Source organism: Streptomyces sp. 11-1-2, assembly GCF_003595545.1.
GTDB classification, from domain to species: Bacteria; Actinomycetota; Actinomycetes; order Streptomycetales; family Streptomycetaceae; genus Streptomyces; species Streptomyces hygroscopicus_B.
Genome location: NZ_CP022545.1, coordinates 602,016 through 628,636 on the forward strand (window position 1 = coordinate 602,016; position 26,621 = coordinate 628,636).

The following is a 26,621-nucleotide window of genomic DNA, read 5'->3' on the forward strand; positions in this document are numbered from 1 at the left end:
TGACCTCGATGACGACTACCGCAAACATCCTGCCACTGGCCGCCCGGGCATCTCGCCGTCCAGCACCCAGCTCAGGTCGTGCTCGGTGTGTTCCCGCGACCGGGCGCTGAGCTGATCGCTGATCCACATCTTGGTGGGCCGTGGCACCCGCGGATGGGCGACAAGCGCTTCCAGGTCCTTGCGGGTTGCCGCGTACGACCGGCGGACCGCGCAGCTCACCAGCCCCAGCGCGTACCGCTCGGGAAAGACCACGTGGTCGGCGTCGTCCTCCGGGCCACGCTCCTTGAGGTGCTCCCACAGCGTCCGGTACACGGCGGGAGAACCGTGGTCGAAGACGCTGTCCATCGCGCCGCGGAGCGCCTTCGCGAGGTGGTTCTCCGCGGCGCGGCCCTGCTGGGAGGCCACGGCCGCGCCGACGACACGGATCAGCAGCTCGGCGGCGGGTGCCGCGCCGTGTGCGGTGCTGAGCCGGCGCACCAGTTGGTCGAGCCCGCTGATCAGTCCGGCGTCGGTCGGTGGCGCGAAGGCCAGGTCGAGGGCCGTGGTGAGGGCCGATGGGGTGAGGGGGCCCGACTCGCAGGCGGCGTGGAGCAGGGCCTTGCGGGCGGCGTTCCGGGTACTGGCCGATGCGTCGTCGAGGCGGGGGATGTCTCCCGCGGCGTCGAACACCAGCTCCGAGAGGAAGGTGTGTGCCGTGGCGTACTGGGCGGGTTCGCGCGCGGCGATGGTTCCCACCAGCCCGAGGAAGGCTGCCCGGGTCTTCTGGTCGGAGAAGGTGCCGTACCGCGGCAGGAGTTGGGGCAGGTCGGGCGCGGGGAGAGTGCCGACCGACACGGAGCATTCCCAGAGCGTGAGTGCCTGGCGCTGCCGCTTTCCGCTGTTGCCCTCGGCGATCTCGTCCGCGATCAGCCCGGTGAGGGCGGGGGCCGAGGCGCGTAGCGCCCCCAGCACCCGTTCGTGGGCGAGGGGCGGCAGCGGGCCGGTGCCCTTCTTGGCCCGGCCGGTGGTGAGGGCTTCCAGGAGCACGGTGTCGGCGTCCATGAGCGACAGGTTCACCAGCAGGCCGATGTGGCGCTCGGTGTGCAGACCGGAGTCCGTGACGGCCCGGTGGAGTGAGCGGCGGACGAGGTTCCGGGCGGCCGCGGGGGCGGTCGTCGCCTTCTCGAGCCTGCTCACCCCGGTGGGGTGGCCGCCGAGCGCGGCCGGCAGGAGAAGCGTGGCCAGGCCGTCCTGGGACAGCCACAGGTCGGAGTCGGCGTCCCAGCCGGAGTGTTCCAGGACCTGCCGGACGCGGTGCGGGGGAACGTCGCGGTTGGCGAGGATCCGGCGGGCGACCAGCGCTCGCCGCTGCGGGGCCGTGACCGGCTGGTTCTCGGGGCAGGGCAGGGCCTTCAGCATGACCGCGAGCCGGTGTACGAGGCTTTCCGCGGCGGCGCAGTCGGCGCTGAGCAACTGGGGGAAGACCATCCGGTGCTGCAGTGCGTGGAGCGCTCCTTGCCCGGTGATGTCCAGGCAGCGGTCGAGGGTGGCCTCGATGGCCCAGTGGCCGTGCGGCAGCGTGGCCAGGACCGCTGTGGCGGCGATGAGTCCGGCGTTGCCCGCGGTGTCGTGGTCGTCCGCTTCGAGCAGCGCCACGGCATGGTCGAGGTGGTGCGCCCAGGGGTGGGTTCCGGGGGCCGGACCGCCGTCGGCGGGGAGTCCATGGGGACCGGAAAGTCCGTGGCGGCCGAGGAGTCCGTGGTCACCGGGGAGCCCGTGGTCGTGGGTCCAGGAGGCGGCCAGCACCCGGGCCAGGGCCGATTGGAAGAGCTCGACGTCGTACGACTTCGGCGCGACGCGCACACGCTGGAGACGCTCCTGGACGGCGGCGGCCCACTCCGGCGAGCCCAATGTCTCCCAGTGCCGGGCCCACAAAGTCATGACGCCGGATGCCAGCTCCGCCAGCCCTCGGGACAGGGCGAAGTCGAGCATCTCCATGAGGCCCTTACGGGCGGATGCCACATCGACGTGTGACGTCAGCACGAGCAGCCGAGGCAGGACCTCGATGCCCGCGCCGCCCGTACGGCGCCCGGTCAGTTCCCGTACGCAGCCCCAGTCGGCCAGGGCGGCATGGACCGTGAGCGAGTTCTGGGCGGCCAGCCGTTCCAGTGCTTCGAGCACGGCCTCCCGCAGGCTGGGCTCCTTCCTCTCCCACAGCCCGCGGAGCTGCGGCAGGAGGGCGTCGACGTCCGTGTCGCGTACGGTCGGGGCCAGGACCGCGTACCGTCGGGCGACGCCATGCGGCGCCGTCGTGAGCAGCGGCTCGACGGACACGCCCACGGCCGGATTCCGCGCCGCGACGGCCACGGCGACGGTGTGCAGGATGATGGCGTCCTCGTGCGCCGCCATCCGCATCAGGACGTCCCGTACCGGGCCGCGATACCTTTCGGACCCGGCGGCCAGCATGAGGAGCTGTTCGAGGATCGCCCCGACGAAGAAGTCACGGGGATGGGACCCGACCCACTCGCACAGCGAAAGCAGCGCTCGGGCGCCGGTGCGGTGCAGCAGGCCACGCGCGGCCGCGTACTCGAACATGGTCTGGTGGAAGAAGTGGATACCGTCCGAGGCACCTCTGGCCAGCACACCCCGGTCGACCAGCAGTTCCAGGGACGACCGGACGCGGGCCGGTTCGTACGGCCGCGAGGAGCGTGGGCCGCCGTGCGCCGAGGTGAGCCGCTCGACCAGCTCCTCGCGTGACAGCTCGGTCCGGCCGGCCGACATCAGCACGACGGCGATCGCGCCGGTGATCGAGGAGAGGTCCTCCGGCGCGGTGGCGCTCTGGTTGCCGTGATGGCGGCGGTCGGTGACGACCCGATGGTCCCAGTAGCGGCGGTAGAGGCCGGTGGCGTCGATCTCGGCGCTGGGGAACGCCCCGTCGTCCCGGGCGAGTTCGAACAGCAGCCGCAACTGGAGGGGGCTTCTGCACACCTCGCGCACCGGCAGTCCGCGGGCGACGGGCTCCATCAGTCTCCGTACCCGTGCCTCGTCGTCCCGGGGGACGGCGTCGGGGCAGTAGAGCGCGGCGTGTCCACGGATGGCGTGGGGGATCTCGCTGTCGTCGTACGGACCCAGCGACATCCGGATGAACCCGGTGCGCAGCCGGTTCGCCTCCTCCGGCCGCGAGGTCAGCACCAGGCGGATACCGGCGGCGGCGAGGTCCTCGCACAGGTCGAGCAGCGCCATCTCGTGGTGGTCGTCGTGCAGCAGCAGATCGGCGGTGTCGAGGAGCACGACCGGTGTACGCCCCCGTGTCCGGGCGTGCGTCGCTCCGGACACCACGGTCGCGGGGGTCAGCATGGGCGTCCCGGCGGCGCCGCTCAGGGGGCGCAGCAGCCAGGCGGCGTTCACCAGGAAGACCTCGGCGTCCTCCAGGGCGGTCAGATCCCGGGCGAGGCCCCACAACAGGCTGCTCTTGCCATTCCCGGCGTCCCCGGTGACCAGGACCGCCTTCGGATCACCGTCGTAGAGGGCCTCCACCACCCGGTCCTGGACGGCGCGCCGCACATACAGCCCGCCGCTGAGCTGCGGCGGCGAGCCGGTGCCGCCGTCCGGCCGGGGGGAGTCCACGAGGTCCAGGTCGTCCGAGAGCCTCCGTGCCCAGCGGAGAAGTTGGCGGTGTGCGGCGGGGCCGGTGTCGTCCGGTGGGGTTCCCGTATCCGGATGCGGGAACGGGGCAGAGGGCTGAGCAGGGGCCGGGGCCGTCGGCCCGGCCGGGAATCGTTCCGGTGCCGGGTCCATGGGAGTTTCCGGCCCGGGTGGGGCCGGGCCGCCGCCGGGCGGCAGTTCACGCAGGACGGAGAAGGCGAAAGCGGCGGCGTTGCGCGCCGCGCGGGACTGCCAGCCCTCGGCATCGGCGTCGTACTTCTCCCCGTCCGCCCGGTCGCTGATTCCGCGGACGATCAGGGCGGGCAGCGCGGCGTTGAGGTGGGCGGCCTGCGCCACGCCCGCGCCCTCCATCTCGATGGCGGCGGCGTCCTGGTAGTTCCGGCGCAGTTGCCGTCTCAGCGGCGAGTCCGCCGAGTTGAGGACGACCTCCCCGGCGGCCACGGGCTTGAGGTGGACGGCCGGACGGGAGGCGCCAGGCGAACGTTCCCGCAGCAGCCCGGTCCAGGAACCGGACCTGCGGGCGTAGCGGGCGAGCTGGTCGAGTTCCTGACGCACCGGCCAGACCCTCGGGCGGGAGTGGAACTCGCCGTCCTCGTCCTTGCCGCCGTGGTAGGCGTACACATGCGTGGCCACGACGACGTCCCCGAGTTCGATATCGCCCTTGAGCGCCCCGGCCACCCCGACGAATGCCACGGCGCGCGGCCGGAACATGGCGATCGCCCGCTCGGTCAGCACGGCCGCGCCCTGGTTGCCGTCGCCGAGTTCGGCAAGCGCCACCCGCCACGGCGTACCGTCGAGCCGTCCCACTTCGAACAGGGTGCCGCTCGGGTGGAGTTGGGGCCGTGGATCGACCAGGTGTGCCCGAACCGCCTCGTACTCCACGTCCAGTGCGGTCAGCACGACAAGTGAGTCGCTGTGATGCCCGGTGCTCTCCACGTTTCCCCCCGGCCACGGTCGACCCTGGTGCGGCCCGCGGGCGAAATGCTACCCTCCGCCGGACTCCCGGGGCTGCGACCAGCGGGAGTGGTGAACCGCGACGGGGGTACGAGTCGCCGGACGCGCCTGGGGTCCGCCGGTACCGCCGGGCAGCGGCGGATGCTTGGATGCGCGGTATGGATCTGTCCCGTACGGGCGCTTCCGCCCCGAGGCCGACGGCTGTGCCTCCCTTCGACCCCGAACTGAGCGCCGTGTTGAAGTCCTTGGGCAATGGGCCCAGAGAGCCGGTCACTCCTGGGAATCTCGCCGCCCGGCAAGAGCGGGACGTCGCGACCCGGCCCAGGCCGACGGCCGAGGACCTGCGGGCCGACGGCCGTTTCGAGGTGGCGGAGCTGACCGTTCCGGGGCTGCGGGACGGCCCCGATGTCACGCTGGTGAGCGTGCGGCCCGCCGGGCGGGCAGGGCCGCTGCCGCTGCTGTACTACATGCACGGCGGCGCGATGATCATGGGCAACGCATGGTCGGTGCTGCCGCGGATCCTTCGCGAGTGGGTCCTCCCGCTGGACATGGCCGTCATCTCGGTCGAGTACCGGCTGGCACCGCGGACGCGGTACTCCGGACCGCTGGAGGACTGCTACGCGGGACTTCTCTGGGTCACCGGGCACGCCGCCGAACTGGGCATCGACCCGGACCGCGTCATCGTCGGCGGGAAGAGCGCCGGTGGCGGCCTCGCCGCGGCCCTCGCCCTGCTGGTCCGTGACCGTGGCGGTCCCGGCGTCCTCGGGCAGTTGCTGCTGTGCCCGATGCTCGACGACCGCGGGCGCACATTCTCCAGCCACCAGATGTCGGGCCTCGGGATGTGGGATCTCATCTCCAACGAGACCGCCTGGAAAGCACTGCTCGGTGACCGCTACGGCGCGGCGGACCTGCCGCCCTACGCGGCCCCTGCCCGCGCCACGGACGTATCCGGTCTCCCCCCGGCGTTCATCGACGTCGGCTCGGCGGAGATGTTCCGCGACGAAGACATGGCGTACGCGAACGCGATCTGGCGGGCCGGCGGCCAGGCCGAACTGCACGTATGGCCCGGCGCCTATCACGGTTTCGACGGCTTGGCGCCACGGGCGGCCATCAGCAAAGACGCGCGCGACGCCCGGACCCGCTGGCTGAGGCGCCTCCTCACGCACTCAAGGAGCACAACGAGCACAGAGCCGCGGACCGGGGCATCCTCGGGCCCCGGGGGCAAAAGCAGTGGACATCGCGTACCCCTGCGGTGAATGGTGAAGGTATGAACCAGGAGGAGATCTGGGACGTCGACGCCGCTCAGGGCTACGACACGCCGGGCACGGGCATGTTCGCGCCCGAGATCTTGGAGCCGGCCGTGGACCGCCTGGCTGAGCTCGCAGGCGGCGGAGCGGCGCTCGAATTCGCCATCGGCACCGGCCGGGTGGCCGTCCCGCTCGCCGAACGAGGGGTCCCTGTCACCGGGATCGAGCTGTCGCTTCCGATGATCCGTCAACTGCGCACCAGGGCGGGCGAGGCGACGATCCCCGTGATCGTGGGCGACATGGCGACGTCCGTGGCTCCCGGGGAGTACGCGCTCGTCTATCTCGTCTACAACACCATCTCCAACCTGCTCACCCAAGCCGAGCAGGTGGAGTGCTTCCGCAACGCCGCTCGCCACCTCAGGCCCGGTGGCAGGTTCGTGATCGAACTCTGGGTACCCGAGCTGCGCAAGCTCCCGCCGGGCCAGACGGGCACTGTCTGTCAAGCCGAGCCCGGCTACATCGGGTTGGACACCTACGACGTACTGCGCCAGCACGTCGTCTCGCACCACTTCCGGTTCGACGACAGCAAGCAGGCTCGGCTGACCCGCAGTCCGCACCGGTACATCTGGCCGGCCGAACTCGACCTCATGGCTCAGCTGGCCGGATTCGAGTTGGAGACCAGGCATGCGGACTGGACCGGCGCCGAATTCACCGCCGAGTCGCGCTCTCATGTCTCCGTCTACCGCCTCCCGCCGAACTGAGCCCGGGGAACGGGCAGGCCGATCGCTTTCTCGGTAAGGGAGTTACGGGAGTAGCGTCGTCTTTGGGTCGACTACCCTTCTCGCCGGTGTCCGGGCCACGGCCAGGCCAGGGTCAGGACCGGGGAGCCGGGGAGCCGGGGTCAGGACCAGGCAACCGGCGATCAAATCCCGTCATGAGGAGTCAGGTGTGACCGCTCCGCACAGCGACGACTTCGAGCGTCGGCAGAACTTGGCTCTGCGGTGGCAGACGGCCACCCCGCGCGAGCGCCGCGCCATGATGCGCGAGGACAGGAAGAGTCCCGAGTCGACCCGGAGCAGTTACGTCTTCGTGGGCGTGTTCTTCATGGTCGCCGCGCTCGTGCAAATGGTCAGGGCGGTGGCCCAGCACCAACCGGCCATGGTCATCGGCATCCTCCTGGCGGCCAGTGTGCTCAGCGGTGCGATGGCAGAGCTGAGCCGTCGCGGCCGCACCCGGCTCGGCTTCTCCCTGCTGGTCGTCGGCATGACCGCCCTCGCTTTCGCCGAGCTCCTCTGAGCCGGGCCCGACCACTCGTCCGGCGTGGCGCCCGCCCGCCCGTCCGCCCAAACCCTGATGTGAGGATCGCACCGTTGATGTAGCTGCTTGCAGGACTGGCGAGGAAGGCGAGCCCTGGCCCCCGAGGCCGACTGCTGAGGCAGCCCAAGACGCCTCGCTGCGTCGTCCAGTGCTACGGGTTCGTGGACGGGTTCGTGGACGGGTTCGTGGAGTCGGCCAGGGACTCCAGGGCAGGCAGCGCGGTGTACAGCGCCCGCTGCTCCTCGGGGCTCAGCGTCTCGATCCGCGCGGCGAGCCGGGCGGCGGTCTCGTGGCGCACGGTGTGGAGGAGTTGACGACCGGGGTCGGTGAGGGCGATCAGGCTGGCGCGGCGGTCCTCGGGGTCGGGGGTCCGCTCGATCCAGCCGGAGGCGTCGAGCAGATCGACCATGCGGGACGTGGTCGGCAGGGCGATGCCCAGCCGGGTCGCGAGGGCGCTGATGCGCATCGGGCCGTGGGTGTCGAGCGCTCCCAGGGCCGCCTGGCGGCTGGGGGTGAGATCGCCGTGTTCGCCCCGGGTGCCCCGCAGGCCGGGGAGCAGATGCTGGAGGGCGGTACGGAGCCGTTCGGCCAGCTCCCCCGATTCCGGAACGGCGGGACTCGGGGCTACGGAGCCCGGGGCCACGGCACCCTGCGTGGCGGGGCCCGGGGTGGCGGGGCCGGGGGTGGCGGGGTCCGGGGCGTTGGCGCCTGGAGTGGCAGAGCCCGGGGCGGTGGGGCCTGAGGCGGTGGGGTCGAGCGCGGTCATCTCGGCTCCTCGGGTGGTGATCCCGGTCCTCCGCCGGGTGACGACGGAGGTGGTGACGGAGGCGGAGGCGGTGGCCCGGACTTCGGCGGAGGCGGCTGCCGGGGCGCGGGCGCCGGGTGGCGGGAAGTGTCCGCGACGTCCTCGCCAACCGCGTGGTCCGCCGTGTCCTTGGTGCCCGCGGCGCCGCCCTGGGCGGCGACCACCCCTGCCGGGACAGCCGCCTTCGGCCCGCCCTTGTGCAGATACCGCCCGCCGCGCAGCAGCGATGCCACCGCGGCCACCAGACAGGCCGCGATGGCGAAGTCGAACGCGGCGGACAGGCCCTGTGAGAACGGCGGGGAGATCAGCGCCGGGAAGAAGCCGCGCCCGGTGAGGTAGGCCGCGTGGTGGGCCGGCAGATGGTCGAGCACCTGCGGTCCGAGCAGGGTTTTGACCGGGTTGTAGCCGAGCAGCGAGGCGAACAGCACCCCGACCGGTGGCAGGGCGGCGACCCGGGCCGCGTCGGAGGCCGGGACCCCTTCCGCGGTCAGGCCGTGGGTGAGGGCGCCGGGGAGCGAACCGGCGAGCCCGGCGATCATCAAGGAGAAGAAGATACCGATGGACAGGACAGTGGCCGAGTTCTGGAAGGTGGTGCTGATCCCGGCGCCCACCCCGCGCTGGTCGGGCGGCAGGCTGTTCATGATGGCCGCCCGGTTCGGCGAGCTGAACAGGCCCATGGCGATCCCGTTGACCAACAGAATCGCGGCGAACACCGGATAGCCGAAGTCCACCGGCAGCTCCTCCAGGGCCACAAAGGTGGCGGCGGCCAGCAGCATCCCGCCGGTGGTGAAGGTACGGGCGCCGAACCGGTCGGAGGCCCAGCCGGAGAAGGGGCCCGCGATCAGGAACCCGATGGTCAGCGGCAGCATATAGATGCCCGCCCACAGCGGGGTCTCCTCGAAGCCGTAGCCGTGGCGGGGCAGCCAGATGCCCTGCAACCAGATGATCAGGATGAACATCAGGCCACCGCGTCCCAGCGCCGCCAGCAGACTGGCCACGTTCCCGGCGGTGAACGCGCGGATACGGAACAGACCCAGGTGGAACATGGGCTGTGCGACCCGGTTCTCGATCACGCAGAACAGGCCCAGCACCGCCACTCCCCCGGTGATCGCGGCGATCACCCAGGGGTCGCTCCAGCCCATGGTGTGACCTGCGTACGGCTGGATGCCGTAGGTGATGCCGGACAGCACGGCGATCAGGCCGATGGCGAAGGTGATGTTGCCCCACCAGTCCAGCCGGGCCGGGGTGCGCACACCGGTGTCCCGCAGCTTCAGATACGCCCAGACCGTGCCGAACAGTCCGATGGGGACCGAGACCAGGAACACCAGATGCCAGTCGAGCGGGCCGAGCAGCCCGCCCAGGATCAGTCCGATGAAGGACCCGGCGATCCCCGCCACCTGGTTCAGTCCCAGGGCGAGACCGCGCTGATCAGCGGGGAAGGCGTCGGTGAGGATGGCATTGGAGTTGGCCATCAGCATGGCGCCGCCCACGCCCTGCAGCACCCGCATCCCGATCAGCCACAGAGCGCCGGAGGTGCCGTGCAGCCAGGTCACGGAGAGCAGCACGGAGAACACGGTGAAGACCGCGAACCCCAGGTTGTACATCCGCACCCGGCCGTACATGTCCCCCAGCCGCCCGAAGCTCACCACGAGCACGGCGGTGACCACCATGTAGCTCATGATCAGCCACAGCAGCAGGCTGGTGTTCCCGGGGCGCAGGGGATCCACTCCGATGCCGCGGAAGATGTCCGGAAGCGCGATCAGCATGATCGAGATGTTGATCGTCGCGATGAGGACGCCCAGCGTGGTATTGGACAGGGCGATCCACTTGTACCGCGGCCCCGGGCCGCCATCGCCGTAGGACGGAAGGGCCCCCTCAGCTCCGACCCTGCGCCGCTCGGTCGTCCAACCCACCGAGCATCACTCCCGTCGGGAGTTGGTTGCTTGACATCAACCAAGCTAATCCCGATTTGTCCTTTCGCCAAGTGGGGCCGGGCTGAGCACGTAGCGACCTGCCCAGACGGCGAGCACGGTGGCTACGTACCGCGTGTCGGCCGGGTTGGTGAGCAGATGGTTGGCTCGGTCGAGGGCGACGAGGGACTTGGGGTGACGGCCCCTGATCGCCGACGTCGCCGGCCACAACGCCTCGATCACCCGCCGCTTGCTCTGGGACCTCCCCGACAGGGTCTTCACCTTGCCGGGGTCAGCGATGGCCGGAGTCTTCGCCCGCAGCAGGACTGAACTGAACGGCATCGGCATTGGATCTAGAACACGTCGCGGAGGGTCTCCAGGAGGCGGGCGATGTTCGCCTCGTCGCGGCGGTAGTAGGTCCACTTGCCCCGCCGGGTGGCGACCACCAGCCCTGCTTGCCGCAGCATCGCGAGGTACTGCGAGGTGGTTGACTGCCCCAGACCTGCACGCTGCTGGATGTCGGTCACGCAGACACCGATCTCGACGTCGTCGGGCTCCTGGCCGGGGAAACTCATCGGCTCCTTGAGCCACACCAGCATCTGACGGCGGGTCGGGTTGGACAGGGCCCGGAACACAGCCAGCAACTCCGCCTCCGAGAACATGCGGTGATCGTAACGCACGTACATATTGACGATTCGCGATATGTCGATCTAAGGTCATCGCATGCCAACTTCGATGCGTGTGGTGGAACTCGTCCGCTTCGGTGACGCGGACACCGCGTTCGCCACCCGAGAGCTGCCAAGACCCACTCCCGGACCCGGGCAGGTGCTGGTGCGCGTGCTGGCCACGTCCGTGAACCCCCTCGACCTGCAGACCCGGCGCGGCGACTACCGCGACCAGGTAGCGCTGCCCGCGGTGATCGGCAATGACGTGTCCGGCGTGGTGGTCGAGACCGGCCCTGGGGCAGGCGACTTCCAGCCGGGCGACGAGGTCTGGTACCTGGCGCCGGTGTTCGCCGGGCAGGGAACCTACGCCGAGTTCCACGTGGTCGACCAGGCCCTGGTCGCCCGCAAGCCCGCACGGTTGTCGCACGTCGAGGCCGCCGGTCTCGCGCTCGTGGGCGTGACGGTGTGGGAGGCGCTGGTCGAACGCGCCGGGGTGCGGGTCGGGGAACGGGTCTTGGTGCACGGCGGAGCGGGCGGGGTCGGCTCGGCCGCGATCCAGGTCGCCAGCGCGCTGGGAGCCGAGGTGGTAACCACCGCGCGGGCAAGGGATCACGAGTTCGTCACCGGACTGGGAGCCGACATCGCGATCGACTTCTCGGCCGGTGACTACGTGCCGCAGGTCCGCGCGCTGGGTGGGGTGGACGTCGTGCTGGACACGGTGGGTGGGGACACCCTCGCCCGCAGCCCGGAGGTCCTCGCCGACCGAGGCCGTGTGGTGTCCATCGTGGACATCCCCCAACCTCAGAACCTGCTCGCTGCGTGGGGCGTGAACGCGACCTACCACTTCCTCTTCGTCAGCCCCGGCCGGGCGAAGCTCGCGGCCCTCGGCCGGCTGGTCGACCAGGGCAAACTCCGGCCGGTGATCGGCGCCGTGCTACCGCTGGCCGACATCGCACAGGCGCACACACTGTTGGAAGGTGGCTCTGCCGGCGAGGGCCGCGGACGCCCACGCGGCAAGATCGCCGTCGCTGTGCACCCCCTGGACGAGCCACCGCGCCGGACAACGTCTTTGCCTTGAGCGACTCGGCCGTCCTGGGCCGGGACGGCTGCCGGCCGCCGGTGTCGGCTGATCTTCTTCTTCAACGCAAGGTCGAGGGGGCGCCAGACGCTTCTGTCCGAGGGTGGTGACCAGGTCCTTCTCCTCGGCCAGCCAGATCGGCGTGTGATCGCGGGTGATGGCCGTGATGCCGGCCCTGGTCTGGGCCGTCCTCCCGCTTCAGATGTCCTTCACCGGCCTGGCGGCAGGGCTCGCCGTCTCGGCGGTGACGCACGCGTTCTTCGATCGCCGGTGGCCGATCCGCTGGCTTCTGGAGCACATCGGCGCCAAGGGCTTCGCGGAGCTGAAGGCGGCCGGGATGAACGGCATGTACTTGACCGATCAGGCCCTGCACCAGACCGCCCTGCTGGTGTCCGCGCTGCTGATCACTCTGGTGTGAGGCGGCTGTGAGGGACAGAGGGGATGCCCAGGTTCACCGGGAGCAGCTGTTGCGACCCAGCTACGAGACCTTCGAGTTAGTTCAGGGGCAGGTCCCTGGCCTCACTGGGCGCGCCGTCCAACACGGAGGACGCTCAGGTAACGGCGTGATGCCCGGTCGCCCATCCGCGTGCGGACCGCTCGGCGACGGCGTCGAGCAAAGGCTCACGGACGTCGCGATCGAGTCTCCGGTACAGCGACAACGAGCGAAGGTGATCGGCAAAGCCGTCCCCGGTGAACCACTGAACGGTTGGATACCAGCGCACGATCGTGGCTCTTCGAAATTGGTGGGGGTTTGAGCGCCGGACGGGGTTCCACTGCGGACCCTGACGGATAGATGCCCGCAGCTCTCGTAGATCATGTTGTTGCCGAAGCAAGATGATCACAACAGAAGAGCTATGGACGTGGCAAACGATACGACGCGGTTGTTAGGCCTTGACGGCCTGGCCGTGGTCGGGGTTGCCGACGACACCGACGGGCCGGTGGTGCACCTGGTCACCGCTGATGTCGCTGGCCGTGGACACCTCGATGCCCGCTAATTTCGTTGAGCCCGCACCCTGCAATCGTGTTGGCTAGCGGCACCGAACTGTCAGTACCGCAGGTGTCCGCTTGGCTGTAGCAGGGAGTTAAACGTGCAGGACATTGTTGTCGACCCCGTTGCCCACAATCGGGCAGCCTGGGACAAGTATGTCCAAGAGGGCAACGAGTGGTCGAGGCCGGTGAGTGCTGAGGATGTCGAGCGCGCCCGCATGGGCGACTGGTCGATTGTTCTCATCGGGCGTGAGCCAGTCGACCGCTCCTGGCTGCCGACGGACCTGACCGGCAAGGACGTGTTGTGCCTGGCCTCCGGCGGTGGCCAGCAGGGTCCGATCCTCGCCGCCGCAGGGGCGCGGGTCACCGTATTCGACAACTCACCCCGCCAGCTCGGCCAGGACCAGATGGTGGCGGCGCGCGACGGGCTCGAGCTGCGCACCGTCCTGGGCGACATGCGCGACCTCAGCGCCTTTGGCGACGCAACATTCGACGTCGTATTCCATCCGGTCTCTAACCTGTTCGTACCAGACTTGGCACCGGTGTGGCGTGAGTGCTTCCGCGTCCTGCGACCGGGCGGAACTCTGCTCGTGGGCTTCCTCAACCCTGATGTGTACTTGTTCGACCACGAGGCGCTCGACGAGCGCGGGGAGCTGATCGTCGTGCACAAGCTGCCCTACAGCGATGTCACGCAGTACTCCGCCGAGGAACGCGCCACGAAGTTCGGCGCGGATGCCGCTCTTGAATACAGCCACACCCTCACCGACCAGATCGGCGGGCAACTCGCCGCGGGGTTCGTCCTCACCGGCTTCGCGGAAGCGCCGCACCAATCCAACGCATCCGCTCAATACATGTCGAACTATTTTGCGACGCTGGCGGTCAAGCCGGGCTGACCCAGCCGTGGGGCCGGCCGAGACGGCCGTGTCTCCGAATGGCCAAATGGAGCGCTGTGCCAGCCCGACCCCACTAACTTCGCTGAGCCACGATCGTTGGGCCAAACAATTCTCCGGGATCGTCGACCAGGCCCCAACCCTCAGCGGTGCCGCGCACGTCTTCTTCGAGTGGCGGATGACCCCAATCAGGGTTCCCTGGCCAGAACCGCTCGTGGAGATCGGCGGTCTCGGCATACACCTCCGGTTCTCCCGGCCGGCGGACAACGACGTGGCCGAGCAGCGCCGTCCAGCCTCCGGGATGGAGCATGTCGTGCGCTCGCTGCCAGCCAATCGTTACCGCAGCCCACCTCCAGCACCGACGACCGTTCGGCCATGCTGGTGACGACGCCAAGGTCCGCGAACAACTCGTCGGGGTATCCCGGCCGGACCCGGTCGTAGAGCTCCGGCACCTCGTTGAACACTCGTCCGAGGTCGTGTCGATTTGGGCGCATCTTCGGATCACCAGTCACGAACGCACAAGCTATGAGGCCCGTCCACGAAAATGCCACTGGTTTACCGGCAGCTGCCGTGCTGCCTCCGGTAGTTCAGAGAAGAGTTCGCCGTCGTGCTGCCCCTGCCCCGCGGTCGCCGCGACGTCCGCCTCGCGCAGCTGGTGCGGATGCTGCACACCCCGGTCGCCCTCGAGGACGGCCTGGCCGTCGACGTCTCCGCCTCGGTCGGCGCCGCGGCCCCGGACGCGACCGGCCTCCGCGACCCGCCCCCGCTGCAGCGCGCCGCGGACGCGGCCCTCTACGACGGCAAGCACTCCGGCCGCGCGCACCTCGCCACCACAGAGCACGCGACGGTGCCGTCCATCAACGGCCGGCGCGCGGGCGGCCCGGGCACGCACCTGTGGGGGCGAGCCGCATGAGCGCCGCCACCACTGTGCTGCCGGAAGGCGACTGGATCCGCGGCATCAGCATCAAGCAGCCGTGGGCCACCTGCATCCTCACCGGCACCAAGACGATCGAGAACCGCTTCGGGCAGCGGAGGCCGGGCTGGGAACCGGGCTGGGTGCTGCTGCACGCGGGCCAGCGGACGACCGGCCCGCGCTGCGCATCCCGCTGGTCTCCCGCACGATCCACGGCCGTCAGATGCCGACCGGCGCCGTGGTCGGGGTAGCCCGGATCACCGACTGCCACCAGGACGCCGAAGGTTCTGCTGGTACGTCCGGCTATCAGAACCTGCGGAATGGCCTGCGGTTGAGGTGTTCAGTTTCCACGCGGGGCGTACATCATCACGGCCATTCCTGCGAGGCAGACGAGGGCGCCGATGACGTCGAAGCGGTCGGGTCGGTATCCGTCGGCGATCATGCCCCAGGCGATCGATCCGGCGACGAAGATGCCGCCGTACGCGGCCAGGATGCGCCCGAAGTTGTCATCGCTCTGGAAGGTCGCGACGGCACCGTAGAGGCCGAGGGCGATCACTCCAGCGCCGATCCAGATCCATCCCTTGTGTTCGCGGATGCCCTGCTAGACCAGCAGGCTCCTCCGACCTCGAACAGGGCGGCTACAACGAACAGGGCGATGGAGCGGGCGACGAGCACGTCGGTGATCTCTCTGGCAGGCGGGTGGTGAGGACAGTTCGGGCGCGGTCAGGAGGCCGTGCCGAACAAGTCGGTGAGGAGTTCGACGGCGTCCTCAGGTGCGCGTACCTCCAGATGCAGCCGGTGGCCGGCGAGGTGGATGCGGAAGTCGAAGAAGCGGCAGCACTGCTGCTCGCTGGCTGCGAGTTCGGCGACTGCTCCGGCCCGGTCCGCGGGCAGGGTCAGTCGGATTCCTTCGTCGGTGGCCCGTCGGTCAGCCCCGTCGAGGACCTGGTGCCATTGGTCGGCGCGCTCGGAGTATGCGCCGCCGGTCAGCGAGCAGGCCACAGAGGCCGTACGCCAGGACTCCAGTTCCTCTTCTGCGGCCTGGCGGCTGGGGGCGAGTGTCACGTCGACCGGCTGTGCGGCGGTCCTGGCCGACGGGCCGAGGAAGCCGCACTCCGGGTCGCAACGCCCTGCCCGATCGGGCAGGGCATCCAGGTGCTTCAACGCAGAGTGCAGGGAGGCGGTGAAGGCGGTCAGCTCCGCGACGCGCCGCTCTGCCTCGTCCAGGCGACCGGCGATCCGGGGCCGGAGGTCGGCCTTGACCTCGCGGCAGGCGCCGCTCTCCCAGACGCCGAGGAGTTCGCCGATCTCCTCCAGGGGCAGGCCGAGGTGCTTGGCGGCGCCGATGAAGGCCAATCGTTCCACGGCGTCCTCGCGGTAGGAGCGGTAGCCGGCCGGTGTCCGGTCGGCGGGCAGCAGACCGGCGCTCTCGTAGAAGCGCAAGGTGGTGGCTGGTACCCCACTGCGTTCGGCGAGCTGGGAGATCCGCATGGTTCTCATGCCTTTGACGGTAAACCTTCGACCCGACTCGAAGGTCAAGCCCGGGCGTCCACCAATGTGGGTAACTCAGCAGCAGGAGCATCCCGAGCGGCAGCCGCATCCCACCGATGTCGTGGGCCCTGGCGGTGCGTTGGAAGCGGTCGGCGCGCAGCAGCCCTTCCCTTGCCAGGCGTCGCGGCCTTCCTTGACGGCAATGGCGGCGATGACAAGGGCGGCGATCGGGTCGGCCCAGGGCCAGCCGAGCAGCAGGTTGGCCAGCAGGCCGACCAGGAGCACGGCGGAGAGGTAGGTGCACAGCAGGGTCTGCTTGGAGTCAGCGACCGCGGAGGCGGAGCCGAGCTCGCGGCCGGCCTTGCGTTGGACTGCCGACAGGAACGGCATGATCGCCAGCGAGAGAGCGGCGAGGATGATGCCGGGAATCGAGTGGTCTGCCTCGCCGGTGCCGGTCAGCGCCCTGACGGAGTCGACGGTGACGTAGGCCGCGAGCGCGAAGAACGACACGGCGACGATCCGCAGGGCGCGCTGCTCGCGGGCTTCGCGGACGGCGGGGTCGCGGGCGGAGAACTGCCAGGCGACGGCCGTGGCGGAGGAGACCTCGATGACGGAGTCGAGTCCGAAGCCGACCAGGGCGGTCGACGAGGCCAGGGCGCCGGCGGTGATCGCGACGACGGCTTCGATGACGTTGTAGGTGATGGTCGCGGCGACGAGCAGGCGTATTCGCCGGGTGAGCGTGTCACGGCGGGCCGGGCTGGGGCCGAGGGATATCGCGGTCATTCAGCAGCATCCCTTCTCGTCCGCGTCCGGGCAGGACTTGTCTGCCTCGACGGCGACGACGGCTGCCCGCAGGTCGTCGAGCGCGTGGCCCAGGCGTTCGTCGGCGAGCTCGTAGCGTGTGCGTCGGCCGTCCGGGACGGTGACGACCAGGCCGCAGTCGCGCAGGCAGGCCAGGTGGTTCGACAGCCGGGTGCGGGAGATTTCCAGGGCGTCGGCGAGGTCGGCCGGGTAGGCGGGGGCCTGGCGGAGGGCGAGAAGGATGCGGCAGCGGATGGGGTCGGCGAGGGCGCGGCCGAACCGCGCCAACACCTCGATGTCAGCAGCGAGTGTCAGCACACCCTGAGAGTACATGGGATCCTGAATTCAGGAAATCGTGGATTAGAGGCGGCTGGCCACCTCTGCGGCGTAGGCGTTGTCCTGCCCGCCGATGCGCTTCCAGGCGTCGGCAGTGTTCTGGTGGACGCCGAGCAGTCGGCTGACCATGACCGCGGGCAGCTCGGAGGCCAGCTCGACGAAGGCGGTGTTGCGAGCCATACGCGGCCGGACGCCGAGCGGGTGGAGGCGGCGGACCAGCCGGCTGTGGCTGAGGTGCTGGCTCGGGAAGCGGCCCGGAGCAACCAGCGCTCCCCGGCTGTGCCGGTGGCCATTGCCTGCGTGTGGAACGTTCGGATGTAGATGGGAGCAGCACCGTGCTCGGGGTGACCTCCACGTGTTTGGTGGCGAGGGCCCGGCCAGCCCCGCCGCTCCCCTGCCGTCCGCCCGCTGTACCCACCTTTTTGTGGGTACTTGGCAGCGACGGACGACGGAGCGAATCTTGTTGCGGGCGGTCGGAGGGCCGCCGGATCGGATGAGACGGAGGGGGCGTTGCGTCAGGGGCCCGACTGGGCCTCGGCCAGCTTCTCCAGGCGACGGTGGCCCCAATCGGACAGGGGAGCCAGCGCCTCGGAGAGGTCGCGGCCGAACGCGGTCAGGGAGTACACGGTCTTCAGCGGCAGCACATCGTGCACCTCCCGGTGCACCAGCCCGTCCGCCTCCATCTCACGGAGCGCCTGAGTCAGAACCTTCTCGCTGAGGCCCGGCAGCCGCCGGCGCAGTTCGCCGGGGCGATGCGGTCCGGACTCCAGTGCCCAGAGCAGGGCGGTCTTCCACTTGCCGTCGATCACGGCGATCGCGGCGGTCACTCCGCAGACATTCGTGTCCTGAGCACGACTGCGTGTCATCTTCGCTCATTTTCCTTTGAGTTATTACTTACGCGTATATCCATATGGGAGTTGAAGTTTCATGTCTACGCACTCCGAACAGTCTGCCGTCACCGTGCTCGGTCTGGGGCCGATGGGCCGCGCCCTGGCCGGTGCGTTCCTGGACGCCGGGCTGCGGACCACGGTCTGGAACCGGACGCCGGGCAGGGATCGGGAGCTGATCGAGCGCGGGGCGGTCGGCGCGCGATCGGCGGAAGAGGCCGTCGCCGCAAGCGAGTTGACCGTGGTCTGCGTGGTGAACTACGACGCGTCGGACGCGATCCTGCGGCGCGAGGAGGTCACCGATGCGCTCAAGGAACGCACCGTCGTGAACCTGACCGCGGACACTCCGGACCGGGCCCGGGACACCTCGGACTGGGCGGCGGGGCACGGCATCCGGTACCTCGACGGTGCGATCATGACGCCGACCACCACCATCGGAACGCCTGCCGCGGTGTTCATCCACAGCGGCCCGGCCGGGCTCTACGAGGAACACCGGCCCGTGCTGGACACGCTGGGCGGTACCCATACCCACCTCGGCGAGGAGATCGGCCGGGCGGCGGCCTACGACATCGCGCTGCTCGACATCTTCTGGACGGCGATGGCGGGCTACGCACACGCCCTGGCCGTGGCGCGAGCGGAGGGGATCAGCGCCCGGGAGTTGGCGCCCTTCGCGCAGGGCATCGGCGCGATTCTCCCACCGCTCTTCGAGGAGACCGCGGAGGAAGTGGACCGCGGCACCTTTTCCGGTGAAGGCAACCCGATCACCTCGGCGGTCTCGTCCATGGCCCATATCGTCCACACCTCCGAGGTCCACGGCATCGACGCGGGCGTGATGCGCGCGGCCGAGGGCATGGCCCGCCGCGCCATCGGGCTGGGCCACGGCACGGACGGGTTCATCCGCGTCGCCGAGGTGCTGGGCCGCAGCGGTAGTTGAAGGGGGTCTGGTGCAGCCACCGTGTGTGCGAGATCCTCATCCACTCAAGAGGGACTTCAGCAAACGGAGGCTACGAACATGGCGATTTCCAGCGCTGCGGAGCTGTCCTTACCAGCAGCGGGCACCTACGAAATCGATCCGGCCGCATCGACCGTGCGCTTCGCCACGCGGGCCTTGGGGCTGCTCCCGGTCCAAGGGACGTTCAGCATCAGGCAGGGCCGGATCACCATTGCCGAGACGCCGGAAGCGTCGTCGGTGGGTGTCGAGATGGACGCGGCCAGCTTCGCGTCCGGCATTCAGCGGCGCGACGACCACGTCAGGTCGTCCGACTTCCTGGACGTGGAGCGGCACCCCACGATCCAGTTCCGGGGCCAGAGCCTGGATCAATCCGCCCAAGGAGCCTCACTTCGAGGGGAGTTGACCGCCTGCGGAGTGACCCAGCCGGTAGTCGTCGCGATCGACAGCTTAGTCGGCGAGGGCAAACGCATCACCGCCAACGGCACCGCTTCCATCGACCGATACGCCTTCGGTGTCAGCAAGGCCAAAGGTATGGCGGCTCGCCGCCTGAAGATCACCTTGGATATCGTCGCCGGCCGCTGAGCACATCGATCCGGCCCGGGAACATCGTTCCGCTCCTTACAGGTCGACCTCGATGTAGTCGATGTCGGTGAACTCCACGAGCAGGCCCTGGGCGCGGCGGCCGCGGTCCTTGAAGTAGATCTCCTGCAGGCCCTCGGCGGCAATGTCTGGCAGTTGCTGTTCGGCGGCGCCCTGTTCCTGGGCGTCGAAGAGGCGGGCGGCGTACTGCGGCGGCAACGCCTGGGTGATGTGGCGCAGCCGGGCGTCGTCGGTGGTGCCGGGGGCGGCGGTGTAGCCGAAGCGGGCGCGGGTGTCGAGGACGATGCCACCAGTGGTGGTGGCCTGTTTCTTGGCCCTGGCGCGGATCTGCGGCTGCCACCGCTTTCTCACCTCGCGGTCTATGCGGGTGGCGAGAGGCGTGCGGGCCGCTTGAGCTGGCCCTTGACGTACCGCTCGACGGTGCGCTGGGAGATGCCGAGCAGGTCGGCCACCGGCCGGGTGCCCTTGATCTGCCCGACCAGACAGCGCATCTGCGCACCGGCCGACTTGGGGACGGGGCGGGTGAAGGTGCCTTCCACCGCCTTGTCCAGGCTCTCCGCGAGCTTGCCCATCGTCTCTACTCTCCGTTGTCCGGGGCGGTGACGTGGCCGTCCTTGATGTACCGGGCGAAGTTGAGGTCATCGCCGTGCTCCTCGCGCGCACCCTCGGCCCACGGCGTCGTCTGGGTGCCTTCGTGTTTCACCATCCCCGGACTCACGCCGATCCGGAAGCCGCCCGGCAGCGGTTTGCCGTCCTTGTGGGGCAGGAAGTCCAGCGGGCTGGGCCCGTCGGAGGGGTAGACGGCGCAGTCGGAGAGAACCGCCACCGGGTACTGGCCGGTGGCCGCCGCCGTCTTGAGCATCTTGCGGTGCATGTTGACCCGCGCCTTGGAGATGACCGCGGCGCGGATGTCGGGCCGCCAGGTCGGGCGCTGGAGCGCGGGCCAGGGCTGACCCGGGCGCCAGCCACCGCCGCGGGGGCGTTCGCGCAGCTTGCCGATGCCGCGGCGGGGGCCGCTGTCCCCGGCGCCTCCTCGGCGGGGGCGGGGAAGCGGGCGGACAGGCCCTTCAGAAGCCGGGCGTAGGCGGCACGCTTCGGCTGCCGCGGCTCGGTCTTGCCGAATTCCCAGCTGCCCACCGCTTCCCGGCGGATGTCCAGCGCCTTGGCGATCCCGGCCTGGCTCAGCCCCGCGGCCTCGCGCAGCCTCTTGCGCTCCGCGGGTGCCGGCAGATCGTCCTGGGCGACCTGCTCCAGCAGCGCGTCGACAGCGCTGAACAACTCGTCCTCAGCGGGCACAGGGCTCACCTCCGGGCGAGCCCTATCCTCATCGCTCTCCGCAACGCACACTTCATCGCACGCTCAATCACTCCTGTCGCGAACGCTGCGAACGCGGTGGGAGTGCGGAGGCTAGGGCCGTTCCGGGCCGGGGAGCTCCAGGCCAGAGAGTTCCGGTCCGGGGAGATGGCGGGTCGGCCGAAAGGCACGGCCGACCCCGCGATCGAGGCGAAGACGAGCTGATTAATCGTCAACACACTTGGGGTACTTCGAACCTCGGTTGCAGTCGTGATAGTCGTACTTACTGACGCGGAACTTCTTCTCGTCGCCGCCCTTGGCCGGATCGACGACCAAGTAGAACTTCTTTCCGTCCTTGACCTTGTCGGAGACCGTCCCATCAGGGCCCCGGTCGAAATCCTGCGCGCAGCCGGCGAGCGAGGCAAAAGCGGTCATTACCAAAAGGGCGGCGGCAAGGCGACGCATAGGAGTGCTCCGATCAACTTGGGGACCGGCACAGTCTAAGAGAGACGCACCATCGCCAGAACCGCCGGGGACGCCCCTACCCAGCAACAACAGTCCACCCGGCAAAAGCGCCGAAGAAGCACCAGAAAACACCCCCATCCCCTCCACCAAAACACCACACCACATGCCCGATCTACTCGCGTAAGCAGCAGGAGGGGCTGCGGGGAGGTGAACTGGAGGCATGCGCGGTACGCCGCTTCAGGGACACAGGTTCCGAAGAGTTCGATATCCCTTCCACTGGTCGCCCGGTGACCGTCAGCCCCTTTTCCGCTCACGTTTCTTGCCCGAGCAGTCCACTCCCGTCCCCGGATTGGCACCGGCGCAGGCCCCTGCCGCCGTTACCTGCGTGGACTGGTGCGGCTGGATCGACGGTGTGCGCTTCGAGAAGGCCGAGACCAACTGCGGCTGACACCCACCGACCCTGCGCCCCGCACACGATGGCGTGCGGGGCACCGCTCTGCGACCGGGCGGTATCGGCTATGCGGTCACCTTGGCGAGGAACGCCGCGACGTTCGCCGCGGTCCGCTGGATCTTCTCCTCCAGGGTGAGCGACTCCTGGGGCCGTGAACCGGTGCCCGCGTCCTTCTTGCCCCGCACATACAGCGAGCAGGCGAGGTCGCTGCATATGTAGGCGCCGACCGAGTTGCCCTGCTGTCTGGCCTTCCCCGCCTTCGGCGCGACCATCAGAGAGACGCCGCCCGTGTGGGCGGTCAGGCACATCGAGCACATGCTGCGCCGCGCCTGCCAGGAGGCGGGGCCGGGACAGCGCAGCGCGATGGCGATCGGGCGGGCGTCCAGTTCGGTGACCAGGTAAGCGCGGTCGGGTGCCTGGGGATCTCGCCAGCCGAGGTAGTCCAGGTCGTCCCAGGGTCGGTCGGCCAGGTCGCGCGGGATGGACAGGCGCTTCGCCTCGCCCTTGGTGCAGTTCACGAACGCGGCACGGATCTCTTGCTCAGTCAGCGGCTTCATATAATGCAGGCTAATTTGCCTAAAGGTCTTAGGCAAATGCATAATCAGTTCTGCCGAAGGAGAGGAAGGGCATGGGACGGGTAGGACTGACCACGGAACGGCTGACCCAGGCGGGAGCGGAGCTGGCCGACGAGCTCGGCTTCGACCAGGTGACCGTCTCTGAGCTGGCCAGACGGTTCGACGTCAAGGTCGCGAGTCTCTACTCGCACCTGAAGAACGGCCAGGACCTCAAGACCAGGATCGCCCTGCTCGCCCTGGAGGAGCTCGCCGACCGAGCCTCCGAGGCCCTGGCCGGGCGGGCCGGCAAGGATGCCCTGACCGCCTTCGCCAACGTCTACCGCGACTACGCCCGCGAGCATCCCGGCCGCTACGCCGCGGCCCAGCTCAGGCTCGACCCGGAGGCGGCGGCGGCCAGCGCCGGTGTCCGGCACGCGCAGATGACACGGGCGATCCTGCGCGGCTACGACCTGACCGAGCCGGACCAGACGCATGCGGTCCGGCTGCTGGGCAGCGTCTTCCACGGCTACGTCAGCCTCGAGATGGGGGGCGGGTTCAGCCACAGCGCCCCCGACAGCGAGGAAAGCTGGTCGCGGACCCTGGACGCCCTCGACGCCCTGCTGCGGAACTGGCCCGCGCCCTGACTCAGGGGCGCGGCAGTGCGCAGGGGCGCGGCAACGTGCCGGATGCGCGCAGCCTCTCGGCAGATCGGCACATCCGATCCATCCGTCCGCCCACACATCCATCCATCCACACATCCATGATCAACAGGCTGGGACCATGCACACCACCGAGCACGACTGGATCACCACGCCCATCACCGCGGACATCCTGCGGGGCACCCTCGACCTGGAGCACACCGCGCACGGGGTGCTGCCGCACCGGCTGCCCGCCTGGGCCCGCGCCCAGTACACCGACGGGCAACTCGCCATGGCGGAGGCCCAGCCCTCCGGCGTACGGCTGGTCTTCCGGACCCGGGCCACCGCCGTCGAACTGGACACGCTGCCCACCAAGCGGGTCTACGCGGGCGCCCCGCCCCGCCCGGACGGCGTGTACGACCTGCTCGTCGACGGCCGCCTGGCCGGGCAGTCCTCGGTGACCGGCGGCAACACCCTGGCCATCGACCTGGCCACCGGGACCGCCGAGAGCCACCCCGGCCCGGCCGGCACCCTCCGCTTCACCGATCTGCCGGACGGCGTCAAGACCGTCGAGATCTGGCTGCCGCACAACGAGACCACCGAACTCGTCGCGCTGCGCACCGACGCCCCCATCGAGCCCGTAGCGGACCAGGGCCGCAAGGTGTGGCTGCACCACGGCAGTTCGATCAGCCACGGCTCGGACGCCGCGAGCCCCACCGCCATCTGGCCCGCACTCGCCGCCTCCCTCGGCGACGTGGAACTGATCAACCTGGGCCTGGGCGGCAGCGCCCTGCTCGACCCGTTCACCGCCCGCGCGATGCGGGACACCCCCGCCGACCTGATCAGCATCAAGATCGGCATCAACCTGGTCAACGCCGACCTGATGCGGCTGCGCGCCTTCACCCCGGCGGTGCACGGCTTCCTCGACACGATCCGCGAGGGGCACCCCACCACGCCACTGCTGGTCGTCTCCCCCATCCTGTGCCCCATCCACGAGGACACACCCGGCCCCGCGGCCTTCGACGTCAGCGCGCTCAGCGCCGGAAAGCCGCGGTTCCTGGCCACCGGCGACCCCGCCGAGCGCGCCGCGGGGAAGCTGACGCTGCGCGTCATCCGGGAGGAGCTGTCCCGGATCGTGAAGCAGCGGGCGGCCGACGACCCTCACCTCCACTACCTCGACGGCCTCGACCTCTACGGCGAGGCCGACGCCGACGAGCTGCCGCTGCCCGACGAGCTCCACCCGGACGCCGCCACCCACCGCCGTATCGGGGAACGCTTCGCCGCGCTGGCCTTCGCCGACGGTGGTCCGTTCGCGGACCACAGCGCCTGACGCCGGGTTCCGTCCGGCGCAACGAGCAGGTCCGGCCGCTCTGGACGGCCGGCCCGGCCCCTGCGCCACCGGGGAGCCAGGCCCTACGCTGGTGGCCGTGCACATCTGCTTTGTCTGCAGCAGGAACATCTGCCGGTCGCCGTCCGCCGCGCTGGTCTTCGCCAAGCAGCTGCGCCGGGCCGGACTCGACGGCGCGGTACGGGTCAGCAGCGCCGGCATCGGCCCCTGGCACGCCGGTGAGCCCATTGATGAACGGGCCGGCGAACTGCTGGCACGGCACGGCTACCCGGTCGAGCATGTCGCGGCCCAGATCGGCGCCGAGCACAGGGACGCCGACCTGTTCCTGGCGATGGACCACGGCCACGAGAAGGCGTTGCGCCGGCTGGTCGACGATCCGTCCCGGGTCAGGATGCTGCGGTCCTTCGACCCGGACGCGACCGGTGATCAGGACGTGCCCGACCCGTACTACGGCGGCCCGGAGGGGTTCGACGAGGTGCTGGCCATGATCGAAGCCGCGATGCCCGGCCTGCTGGCCTGGGTGCGCGAGCGCCTCGGCTCATGAGTGCCCGCCCGGCGGCCGGGACGGGCGAGGACCCCGGTGCCGCGGCGGCCCGCCTCACCGGCCGCCCGGTGACCGGTCGGCGGCCGCTGTCCGCAACGCTCACCGAAGTCACCCTCGACGGCGGACAGACGGTGATGGTCAAACGGGGCGACGGTCCCGGCGCGGCACCGGCCGAAGCGGCGGGACTGCGCTGGCTGGCCGACGCGGGCGCGGTCCGCGTCCCGGTGGTGCACGGCCACGACCGGCACTGGCTGGTCACCGACCAGGTGCCGGTCGGCCGACCGAGCGTCCGGGCAGCGGCCAGGTTCGGCCGCGACCTGGCCGCCCTGCACGCCGTCGGCGCGCCCGCGTTCGGCGCTCCGCCGCCCGACGGCCCCACGGACGCGTACATCGGGCCGGCCCCGATGCGCAACGTCCCGGGCTCCGAGTGGCCGCGCTGGTACGCCGAACAACGGGTGCTGCCCTATCTTCGCCGCGCCGTCGACGACGGTACGGTGCGCCACGGCGAGGCCGAGATCATCGAGCGCGCATGCGAGCGGCTGCCCGAGCTGGCCGGACCCGCCGAGCCACCCGCCCGGCTGCACGGCGACCTGTGGAACGGCAACGTCCTGTGGGGCGCCGCCGGGCAGGCGTGGCTGATCGACCCGGCCGCGCACGGTGGCCACCGGGAGACCGACCTGGCGATGCTCCACCTGTTCGGCTGCCCCCATCTCGATCAGGTGCTGGACGGCTACCAGGACGTGGCGCCGCTCGCCGAGGGCTGGGCCGACCGCATCGGACTGCACCAGCTCTTCCCCCTACTGGTGCACACCGTGCTGTTCGGCCGCGGCTACGCCAGGCAGGCACTCACGGCGGCCCGGGCAGCCCTGGCGCGGTGATCTGCCGCAATTCCTCGTGCAGCCCTTCCAGAGCGGTGTGGTCGTCGTCCGTGCCGATGTGCGGCGCTGCGAACCAGCGCGCGTACTCGGCGATCTCGGAGAGGCGCCAGTCGAGGGCGAACAGCTCGGCCATCGCCGGGTCGGGGCGCAGACGGTCGCCCGCGCCGGCCGCGATCAGGTCGGCGTAGTCCCGCTCGCGTGGTGCGAGCGCCAGCGACTCCCAGTCGACCAGCTTCAGCCCGCACGCGCCCACGACCTGGTTGTCGTTGTGCGGCTCGCCGTGGGTGGGCACCCACTGGTCCCGGCGGGAGAGGGCGAGGTCCGCGAGGTCGAGGTAGCGGTCCGTCCAGCGGGTGATCGCGGCATCGTGTGCGGCGATCGCGGTCCGCGCCTCCTCCGCCAGCGGGCCGGATGTCCAGGGCCGGGCGGTGCGGGCCCGCAGCTCAGCGGCGAACTGGGGGCCGACCTGGGGAGTCCAGCGCCGCAGGCCGGGTGGCGGTGGGGCGCGATGCAGCGCGGCCAGCGCCGCTTCGACCTCGCGGACGTGCCGGGGCCGGCGCGCCTGCGCCTCGGTGGGGCTCCGACCGTCCAGCCACGGCGTCACGCTGAGCGCGCCCGCCTCGATGGCGACGGTGAACCGGCCGGACGACCGGGCGGGCAACGGCGCGCACACCACGTCCGCACCGGCGGCGGCCAGTGCCGCGGCCCCCGCGTAGGCGGCCTCCAGCGTCGCCTTGGTATGGCGCGGCGCCAGCTGGTCCAACGTCACGAACAAGGCCGTGCCGCCACCGGCGGCCCGCCAGTGGTGTGCGCCGAAACCCCAGGGCAGGTAGCCGACCTCGGCGACATCCGGCAGCCAATGCGCGGCGACGGTATGCGCGATGGTTTCGTCACTGATGAAGGAAGGGCGGGAGAACACAAGATCCGATCCTAGGAAGCGTGCGGGCCGGCGTCACCTGAATTTCACCCCCG

25 protein-coding genes and 6 pseudogenes are annotated in these 26,621 nt (G+C 70.2%); 14 read left to right on the top strand and 17 right to left on the bottom strand.

The genetic code is table 11. From position 1 onward, the window contains the following. Positions 1–15: 15 nt before the first annotated feature. Positions 16–4,581 carry a 5'-methylthioadenosine/S-adenosylhomocysteine nucleosidase gene (locus CGL27_RS51445; protein ID WP_240450330.1) on the bottom strand — a complete coding sequence of 1,522 codons (4,566 nt, stop codon included), beginning with the start codon at positions 4,579–4,581 and terminating at the stop codon, positions 16–18. Positions 4,582–4,748: 167 nt separating this feature from the next. Here CGL27_RS51445 and CGL27_RS02835 point away from each other — a divergent pair, with 167 nt between their 5' ends. The 3 genes from CGL27_RS02835 (at position 4,749) to CGL27_RS02845 (ending at position 7,142) form a co-directional block, all read left to right on the top strand. Further along, positions 4,749–5,855: an alpha/beta hydrolase gene (locus CGL27_RS02835; protein WP_240450331.1), complete on the top strand. Its 1,107-nt coding sequence runs from the start codon at positions 4,749–4,751 to the stop codon at positions 5,853–5,855. Positions 5,856–5,866: 11 nt separating this feature from the next. Next, entirely contained in the window at positions 5,867–6,607 is a 741-nt protein-coding gene (locus CGL27_RS02840; protein ID WP_119984248.1) for a class I SAM-dependent methyltransferase, read from the top strand. A gap of 187 nt (positions 6,608–6,794) precedes the next feature. Then, the gene (locus CGL27_RS02845) at positions 6,795–7,142 is read left to right on the top strand and encodes a hypothetical protein (RefSeq protein ID WP_078638305.1); all 348 of its coding nucleotides are present in this window, start codon (positions 6,795–6,797) and stop codon (positions 7,140–7,142) included. 172 nt (positions 7,143–7,314) lie between these two features. Here the strand turns inward: CGL27_RS02845 and CGL27_RS02850 are convergent, their stop codons facing one another. The 4 genes from CGL27_RS02850 to CGL27_RS02865 form a co-directional block, all read right to left on the bottom strand. After that, the gene (locus CGL27_RS02850; protein ID WP_119984250.1) at positions 7,315–7,929 is read right to left on the bottom strand and encodes a MarR family transcriptional regulator; all 615 of its coding nucleotides are present in this window, start codon (positions 7,927–7,929) and stop codon (positions 7,315–7,317) included. Then, positions 7,926–9,791 (bottom strand): MFS transporter, encoded by a 1,866-nt coding sequence (locus CGL27_RS02855; RefSeq protein ID WP_276147923.1) that lies wholly within the window; start codon positions 9,789–9,791, stop codon positions 7,926–7,928. Before CGL27_RS02855 ends, CGL27_RS02850 begins: the two co-directional genes overlap by 4 nt. Positions 9,792–9,926: 135 nt before the next feature. Next, positions 9,927–10,220, bottom strand: coding sequence for a hypothetical protein (locus tag CGL27_RS50645; protein ID WP_205587605.1), 294 nt, complete (start codon positions 10,218–10,220; stop codon positions 9,927–9,929). Positions 10,221–10,231: 11 nt separating this feature from the next. Then, positions 10,232–10,540: a metalloregulator ArsR/SmtB family transcription factor gene (locus tag CGL27_RS02865; RefSeq protein ID WP_078647031.1), complete on the bottom strand. Its 309-nt coding sequence runs from the start codon at positions 10,538–10,540 to the stop codon at positions 10,232–10,234. 61 nt (positions 10,541–10,601) lie between these two features. Between CGL27_RS02865 and CGL27_RS02870 the strand changes: the two genes are divergently transcribed. The 5 genes and pseudogenes from CGL27_RS02870 to CGL27_RS02900 form a co-directional block, all read left to right on the top strand. Beyond that, positions 10,602–11,621 carry a zinc-binding dehydrogenase gene (locus CGL27_RS02870; protein ID WP_078638307.1) on the top strand — a complete coding sequence of 340 codons (1,020 nt, stop codon included), beginning with the start codon at positions 10,602–10,604 and terminating at the stop codon, positions 11,619–11,621. A 157-nt stretch (positions 11,622–11,778) separates the two neighbouring features. Beyond that, entirely contained in the window at positions 11,779–12,039 is a 261-nt protein-coding gene (locus CGL27_RS02875) for a hypothetical protein (protein WP_119984254.1), read from the top strand. Positions 12,040–12,709: 670 nt separating this feature from the next. Beyond that, positions 12,710–13,501, top strand: a complete 792-nt coding sequence (locus tag CGL27_RS02885; protein ID WP_119984256.1) for a class I SAM-dependent methyltransferase — start codon at positions 12,710–12,712, stop codon at positions 13,499–13,501. A gap of 601 nt (positions 13,502–14,102) precedes the next feature. Further along, positions 14,103–14,411: pseudogene (locus CGL27_RS02895) on the top strand (GGDEF domain-containing protein); the annotation flags it as partial. Then, positions 14,408–14,688, top strand: a pseudogene (locus tag CGL27_RS02900) (ASCH domain-containing protein); the annotation flags it as partial. The pseudogenes CGL27_RS02895 and CGL27_RS02900, both read left to right, overlap by 4 nt. A gap of 63 nt (positions 14,689–14,751) precedes the next feature. Here the strand turns inward: CGL27_RS02900 and CGL27_RS02905 are convergent. From CGL27_RS02905 to CGL27_RS02925, 6 genes and pseudogenes are all read right to left on the bottom strand, one after another. Beyond that, positions 14,752–15,086, bottom strand: a pseudogene (locus CGL27_RS02905) (YnfA family protein). 48 nt (positions 15,087–15,134) lie between these two features. Continuing rightward, positions 15,135–15,911 carry a MerR family transcriptional regulator gene (locus CGL27_RS02910; RefSeq protein WP_162952854.1) on the bottom strand — a complete coding sequence of 259 codons (777 nt, stop codon included), beginning with the start codon at positions 15,909–15,911 and terminating at the stop codon, positions 15,135–15,137. A 66-nt stretch (positions 15,912–15,977) separates the two neighbouring features. After that, on the bottom strand, positions 15,978–16,685 hold the full coding sequence (locus tag CGL27_RS02915; RefSeq protein WP_119984262.1) for a cation transporter: 708 nt from the start codon (positions 16,683–16,685) through the stop codon (positions 15,978–15,980). Next, positions 16,686–17,021 (bottom strand): metalloregulator ArsR/SmtB family transcription factor, encoded by a 336-nt coding sequence (locus tag CGL27_RS02920; RefSeq protein WP_078647033.1) that lies wholly within the window; start codon positions 17,019–17,021, stop codon positions 16,686–16,688. It lies immediately after the preceding gene. A gap of 42 nt (positions 17,022–17,063) precedes the next feature. Further along, positions 17,064–17,219: a hypothetical protein gene (locus CGL27_RS49760; protein ID WP_162952855.1), complete on the bottom strand. Its 156-nt coding sequence runs from the start codon at positions 17,217–17,219 to the stop codon at positions 17,064–17,066. Between the two features lie 335 nt (positions 17,220–17,554). Further along, positions 17,555–17,905: a helix-turn-helix domain-containing protein gene (locus tag CGL27_RS02925; protein WP_078638311.1), complete on the bottom strand. Its 351-nt coding sequence runs from the start codon at positions 17,903–17,905 to the stop codon at positions 17,555–17,557. Positions 17,906–17,966: 61 nt separating this feature from the next. Between CGL27_RS02925 and CGL27_RS02930 the strand changes: the two genes are divergently transcribed. Further along, the gene (locus tag CGL27_RS02930; protein WP_119984264.1) at positions 17,967–18,860 is read left to right on the top strand and encodes an NAD(P)-binding domain-containing protein; all 894 of its coding nucleotides are present in this window, start codon (positions 17,967–17,969) and stop codon (positions 18,858–18,860) included. 78 nt (positions 18,861–18,938) lie between these two features. Next, a complete protein-coding gene (locus CGL27_RS02935; protein ID WP_119984266.1) occupies positions 18,939–19,460 on the top strand; it encodes a YceI family protein in 522 nt (173 codons plus the stop codon). 36 nt (positions 19,461–19,496) lie between these two features. Here the strand turns inward: CGL27_RS02935 and CGL27_RS02940 are convergent. The 5 genes and pseudogenes from CGL27_RS02940 to CGL27_RS02965 all read right to left on the bottom strand — a co-directional run bounded on the left by CGL27_RS02940 (position 19,497) and on the right by CGL27_RS02965 (position 22,244). Next, a pseudogene (locus tag CGL27_RS02940) lies at positions 19,497–20,050 on the bottom strand (XRE family transcriptional regulator). 5 nt (positions 20,051–20,055) lie between these two features. Next, positions 20,056–20,481, bottom strand: a pseudogene (locus CGL27_RS02945) (transcriptional regulator); the annotation flags it as partial. 125 nt (positions 20,482–20,606) lie between these two features. Continuing rightward, positions 20,607–20,825 (bottom strand): annotated as a pseudogene (locus tag CGL27_RS02950) (hypothetical protein); the annotation flags it as partial. 171 nt (positions 20,826–20,996) lie between these two features. Next, positions 20,997–21,236: a hypothetical protein gene (locus CGL27_RS02955; protein WP_014057972.1), complete on the bottom strand. Its 240-nt coding sequence runs from the start codon at positions 21,234–21,236 to the stop codon at positions 20,997–20,999. A gap of 516 nt (positions 21,237–21,752) precedes the next feature. Then, complete coding sequence (locus CGL27_RS02965; RefSeq protein ID WP_119984268.1) at positions 21,753–22,244, bottom strand: FBP domain-containing protein; 492 nt, start codon at positions 22,242–22,244, stop codon at positions 21,753–21,755. Positions 22,245–22,315: 71 nt separating this feature from the next. Between CGL27_RS02965 and CGL27_RS02970 the strand changes: the two genes are divergently transcribed. From CGL27_RS02970 to CGL27_RS02985, 4 genes are all read left to right on the top strand, one after another. Beyond that, positions 22,316–22,885, top strand: coding sequence for a TetR-like C-terminal domain-containing protein (locus tag CGL27_RS02970; protein WP_078638316.1), 570 nt, complete (start codon positions 22,316–22,318; stop codon positions 22,883–22,885). Between the two features lie 136 nt (positions 22,886–23,021). Further along, positions 23,022–24,209, top strand: a complete 1,188-nt coding sequence (locus CGL27_RS02975) for a GDSL-type esterase/lipase family protein (protein ID WP_119984270.1) — start codon at positions 23,022–23,024, stop codon at positions 24,207–24,209. Positions 24,210–24,306: 97 nt separating this feature from the next. Then, positions 24,307–24,771 carry a low molecular weight protein-tyrosine-phosphatase gene (locus tag CGL27_RS02980; protein ID WP_119994219.1) on the top strand — a complete coding sequence of 155 codons (465 nt, stop codon included), beginning with the start codon at positions 24,307–24,309 and terminating at the stop codon, positions 24,769–24,771. After that, positions 24,768–25,649 carry a fructosamine kinase family protein gene (locus CGL27_RS02985; protein ID WP_119984272.1) on the top strand — a complete coding sequence of 294 codons (882 nt, stop codon included), beginning with the start codon at positions 24,768–24,770 and terminating at the stop codon, positions 25,647–25,649. The genes CGL27_RS02980 and CGL27_RS02985 overlap by 4 nt, the downstream gene beginning before the upstream one ends. On the opposite strand, the gene CGL27_RS02990 is transcribed toward CGL27_RS02985, so the two are convergent. Then, the gene (locus tag CGL27_RS02990; RefSeq protein ID WP_119984274.1) at positions 25,618–26,568 is read right to left on the bottom strand and encodes a phosphotransferase; all 951 of its coding nucleotides are present in this window, start codon (positions 26,566–26,568) and stop codon (positions 25,618–25,620) included. The two genes, CGL27_RS02985 and CGL27_RS02990, sit on opposite strands and share 32 nt — an antisense overlap. Positions 26,569–26,621 lie beyond the last annotated feature (53 nt).